The organism is Synechocystis sp. LEGE 06083 (assembly GCF_015207725.1).
Lineage (GTDB): Bacteria > Cyanobacteriota > Cyanobacteriia > Cyanobacteriales > Microcystaceae > Synechocystis > Synechocystis salina.
In genome coordinates, this window is the sequence record NZ_JADEWJ010000285.1 from 1 (window position 1) to 4,679 (window position 4,679).

A 4,679-nucleotide genomic window follows, 5' to 3' on the forward strand; every position below is an offset into this window, starting at 1 on the left:
CCCAAGGAACAGAGCAGAAATCATCGGAGCCAGCCCCCCGACCCATTGATGCGGCGGAAGAAAAATCTTTGCGGGATTGTTTTCCCTGGGGAGTGTATTACCTCCAGCAATTGGACTACCGTCCCCAGGCCATTCTGTGCCGAGGCAAATTACAAGTGGCACCGGAAATGGCCTATGAACGGGTCAAGGGTAATGTGGAAGATGCCTTTGGCGATCGCTTTTTGGTGCTATTTCAAGAAAGTTTGCAGGGCCAACCTTTTTTTGCCCTAGTACCTAACCCAGCCCAGGCGAAGGAAGATAATATTAATAATGCCGAAAAGCTCCATAAACCTTGGTTAGCCTTAACTTTACTGCTGCTCACTGGGTTCACCACCACCATGGTAGGGGCAGAAATGGCAGGCTTAACTCCGGAAAAACTCCAAGCGGGCATCCAAACGTTAATGGTGGGTTTACCCTACAGTTTGGCAATTTTGACCATTTTGGGCTGCCATGAACTAAGCCATTATGGGGCGGCGGTACATTACAAAATCCGCACTACTCTGCCCTATTTCATTCCCATTCCCTTCTTTTTGGGCACCTTTGGTGCTTTTATCCAGATGAAGTCCCCGGTGCCCCACCGTAAAGCTTTATTCGATGTGGCGATCGCCGGCCCGTTGGGGGGTTTGGTAGTGGGCTTACCGATTTTGTGGTGGGGGTTGACCCAGTCCACGGTGGCAGCCATGCCGGACAATACTAACCTGTTGCGATTTGATGCTTTGGATTATCGCTTTTCTCTCCTGATGACCCTGATTAGTAAGGCGGCGTTGGGCGGTCAACTGGGGCCGAACACGGTACTGGATCTCCATCCTTTGGCGATTGCCGGTTACATTGGTTTGATTGTAACGGCGTTGAATTTGATGCCCTTTGGCCAGTTGGATGGGGGCCACATTATCCATGCCATGCTGGGGCAACGGGTGGCCATTGTGACGGGGCAAATTACCAGGGTGGTGATGGTGTTACTTTCCTTTATTCGCAGTGACTTTTTCATCTGGGCAATTATTTTGTTGCTCATGCCCGTGGGGGACCAGCCAGCGTTAAATGATGTCAGCGAGTTGGACGATCGCCGGGATTTATTAGGCATTGTGGCGATCGCCATTTTGATTTTGATCCTTCTGCCGGTGCCTCCCCCCCTAGCCCAATGGTTGCAAATATAGGGTAGGAAAACCCCGTAACCAAAGTTGACGACCAGTAACCATAAACTTCCAACGGCATCGAGATTTCTCTAGCGATTGATGGGGAAAAAGTCGTAACCAGTGACATGGCTGGGGGAAGGTTTAATTTGCACCAGAGTGGCTTGTCCCGCCCGATCGCCATTGGGTAAAAAACTAACCTCACCATTGATGGTGCTGGAAACAAATTCCGGTTCTTTCAAAGCCTTTTGTAAACCTGGACGGCTGGGGGCAATGGCCAGGGCGTTGGCCACCGTATAAACTGCATCGTAGGTAGCCGCCGTGCGCCAAGACACATCTCCCCCCCAAAACTTCCGGGCGGCCTCGGCAAAGGGACGATTGGCCTCACTTTTGGAACTCCAGGGTATGGCCACCATTAAACCCACCATGCCCCGGCCTTGTTCCAACGTTTTAATCGTAGACAGGGGACTATTGCCATAGAGCTTCAGGCGACCCCGGTTGGCGTCACCTAGAGCGAAAGCACGATCCAGGCGGTCAATGTGGGGCAAAATTAGCAATCCCTGGGCCCCACTGGCAACAATTTCCGCCATCTTAGCTTGGCTGTTGAAATTGGCTTCACTCAGGTCACAGACGGTGGGGGCTAACTGACCGCCGCTGGCCAACAAACCGGTGGTAAATTCTTGGTAAAAAGAAACGCCGTCGGGGGCTTTGGAATCGTAGCAGACCGCCACTCGGTCAACTTCTTGGCTGACTCTTTGCACCAGGGTTTGGGCGGAGGTGTTGATCTGGGGAATAACCCGAAAAATATGGTCGCCAACATTGGTAATGCCATTGGCGTCGCTAGTGGCGTTGACTAGCACCAATCCCCCCGCTTCGTAGGTAGGGGCCGCACTGAGGGTGGCACTGCTGGCATTATGCCCCACCACCCCGAGGATTTGATTTTGTTTAATCAAAGCTCCGGCAAATTGTTGGGCCAAAGTGCTGTCATTGGCATCATTGATAATGGTGATGTGCAAAAAACGACCGTCAATACCGCCCTTTTGATTGATTTCTTCCTGGGCCTGGGCCGCCCCCCGCAAAATTTCCTGGGCAATGTTGAGGCTACTGCCCACCGGGGCTACCACCGCTATCTGGAGGGGATTATGGTCCAAGGCCCGCAAATTGTTGAAGTAGATCCAGGCTTCAGGATCGTTGGGGGATTTTTCCAAATGTTGAGTTAATTGTGCCAACGCTTCTGCGTTTTTACCCTCGGCGATCGCCTTGGACGCAAATAACTTAATTTCATTGTCCATGGTGGGAACGAGCACCCTTTCCCCGGCGCTGGCATTGGCCTGTAATTCCCTCGGCATGGGAACCGTGGTGGCAGGCCCAGGAGTGACCGCAGCAGGATTCATTCTGTTAAATAAAAACCATCCTCCTGCTCCCACAATGCCCAGGGTGACTAACAACGCACCGATTAAAATGGGAATCTCTTTTTTGTTGGACATATTGGCACTCACACTTAGGGGGAACCAACCAAAGGCAGCTTGGTAGGTATTAAGGGTATTCTTTCCAACATACTAGACCTCCAACCCTGTCCCCATGGTTTCCCCCCGTTGTGGTTGTTGTAGTTAGCGAATGGAGATCGCCTTTTGACCGAGAAAAATGGAAAAATATTGTTGATAGATTCATTTCCTTGTAGATTTTGGCCCCTAATTCTTTGCCTAATAATCCTCCTAACCCCACCGCCTGGGCCAAACCATTACAGATTGGCACCCTCACCCTCCACAGCCGGGTCTTCCAATCCCCTTTATCGGGGGTGACGGACTTGGTGTTTCGGCGGTTAGTGCGCCGCTATGCCCCCCAGGCCATGCTCTATACGGAAATGGTCAGCGCCACGGAAATTCACCATCTCCGCACGTTGCCCCAGGTGATGGAAATTGATCCCCAGGAAAATCCCATCAGTATCCAACTGTTTGACTGTCGGCCGGACTTTATGGCGGCAGCGGCCCAAAAAGCGGTGGCCCAGGGAGCCCAATCGGTGGACATTAACATGGGTTGTCCGGTCAATAAAATCACAAAAAAAGGGGGCGGTTCCTCCCTACTGCGGCAACCGGATGTAGCCGAAGCCATTGTCAAAACTGTGGTGACGGCGGTGGATGTGCCTGTTACGGTCAAAACCCGCCTCGGTTGGGATGATCAGGAAATTAATATTGTCGAATTTGCCCAGAGATTGCAGGATGCGGGGGCACAAATGTTGACCCTCCATGGCCGCACCAGGGCCCAGGGCTATAACGGCCAGGCCCGCTGGCAATGGATTGCCAAAGTTAAACAAGCTCTGTCAATCCCGGTCATTGCCAATGGGGATATTTTTTCGGTGGAAGCGGCGATCGCCTGTTTAGAACAAACCGGGGCAGACGGGGTAATGTGTTCCCGGGGGAGTTTGGGTTATCCCTATTTAGTGGGGGAAATTGAGCATTTTTTTAAAACTGGAGAGAAACGAAGGGCTCCCACGGTGGCGGAAAAATTAACCTGTGCCCAGGAACATCTGCAAATGCTTTGGGAATATAAGGGTCAACGGGGTCTATTCCAAGCCCGTAAACATTTAGCGTGGTATTGCAAAGATTTTCCTGGGGCGGCGCAGTTGCGGGAACAACTTTTTCAGATCAATTCTGTACAAGAAGGGAAAGATTTACTGGATCAAGCTATCAGCACAGGAAAATTGTGCCTGTAATGATTTTAACCATTGGGCCTCCTGACGGCGATCGCCAATTATTTCTAAAACCCGAATGGAAGTGGAATTGTTTCTTGGCCATTGTTCTTTCAATTCCCAAAGGTTAGTAATAATTTGGTGTTCCACTCCATAGGTGCGACAAAGTTGACTGAAATCCACTCCTTGGGGCGTAGCAAAATAGGTTTCAAACACATCTTCACATTGGGCGATGGGTAGGGTTTGGAAAATACCACCGCCGTTATTATTGAGCAGAATAATGGTTAAATTACCCTGCATTTGGGACTGATTTAAAAAGCCGTTGCTGTCGTGCAATAGGGATAAATCGCCAGTTAACAATACTGTCTCCCCTGGGCTACGGTGGGCAATCCCCATGGCGGTGGAAAGGGTACCATCAATACCGTTGGCTCCCCGGTTAACAAAAATACGATGGCGATCGCCGTTGACGGGCCAGAAAAATTCCAGCCAGCGCACAGGCAAACTATTGGCCACCAACAAATTGGTTTGGGGCGGCAAACAATGGGCCAATTGGGCCACTATTAAAGGGGTATGGGCATCGGCTAGGGCAGAAATGATAATTGTTTGGCTTTGTCGTTGTTTTTCCTGCCAACTATGGGCATAACTTTTCTGTTCTGCATCGGGGGTTAATCCCTGGCTATGTAAATAATCCGCTACCTGGGCAACGCTGGTGGGCAAGTAAATCGTTTGTCCTTGCAGCGGGTCTAAATTTTCCCCGTGGAAGTTCAAAATATAACGGGGACAATCAATGGTGCTGAGCCAATTTCGCAACGCTTTACTAG

At 50.7% G+C, this 4,679-nt stretch carries 4 protein-coding genes; 2 read left to right on the forward strand and 2 right to left on the reverse strand.

The window, feature by feature from the left end; genetic code table 11:
• Nucleotides 1–1,193: site-2 protease family protein (locus IQ219_RS16855; protein WP_194073371.1), on the forward strand; the 1,193-nt coding region annotated here is incomplete at its 5' end.
• A gap of 68 nt (nt 1,194–1,261) precedes the next feature.
• Here IQ219_RS16855 and IQ219_RS16860 read toward each other — a convergent pair.
• Nucleotides 1,262–2,656 (reverse strand): ABC transporter substrate-binding protein, encoded by a 1,395-nt coding sequence (locus tag IQ219_RS16860; protein ID WP_194073372.1) that lies wholly within the window; start codon nt 2,654–2,656, stop codon nt 1,262–1,264.
• Between the two features lie 194 nt (nt 2,657–2,850).
• Here IQ219_RS16860 and dusB point away from each other — a divergent pair, with 194 nt between their 5' ends.
• Complete coding sequence (gene dusB, locus IQ219_RS16865) at nt 2,851–3,882, forward strand: tRNA dihydrouridine synthase DusB (protein ID WP_194073373.1); 1,032 nt, start codon at nt 2,851–2,853, stop codon at nt 3,880–3,882.
• Here the strand turns inward: dusB and IQ219_RS16870 are convergent.
• The coding region (locus tag IQ219_RS16870) for a thiamine pyrophosphate-dependent enzyme (RefSeq protein ID WP_228017254.1) at nt 3,841–4,679 on the reverse strand (839 nt) is incomplete at its 5' end. The genes dusB and IQ219_RS16870 overlap by 42 nt on opposite strands.

Bases quoted from the DNA above. Each gene is read 5' to 3' on its own strand.
- IQ219_RS16860 (WP_194073372.1), bottom strand. From the start codon at position 2,656: ATGTCCAACAAAAAAGAGATTCCCATTTTAATCGGTGCGTTGTTAGTC.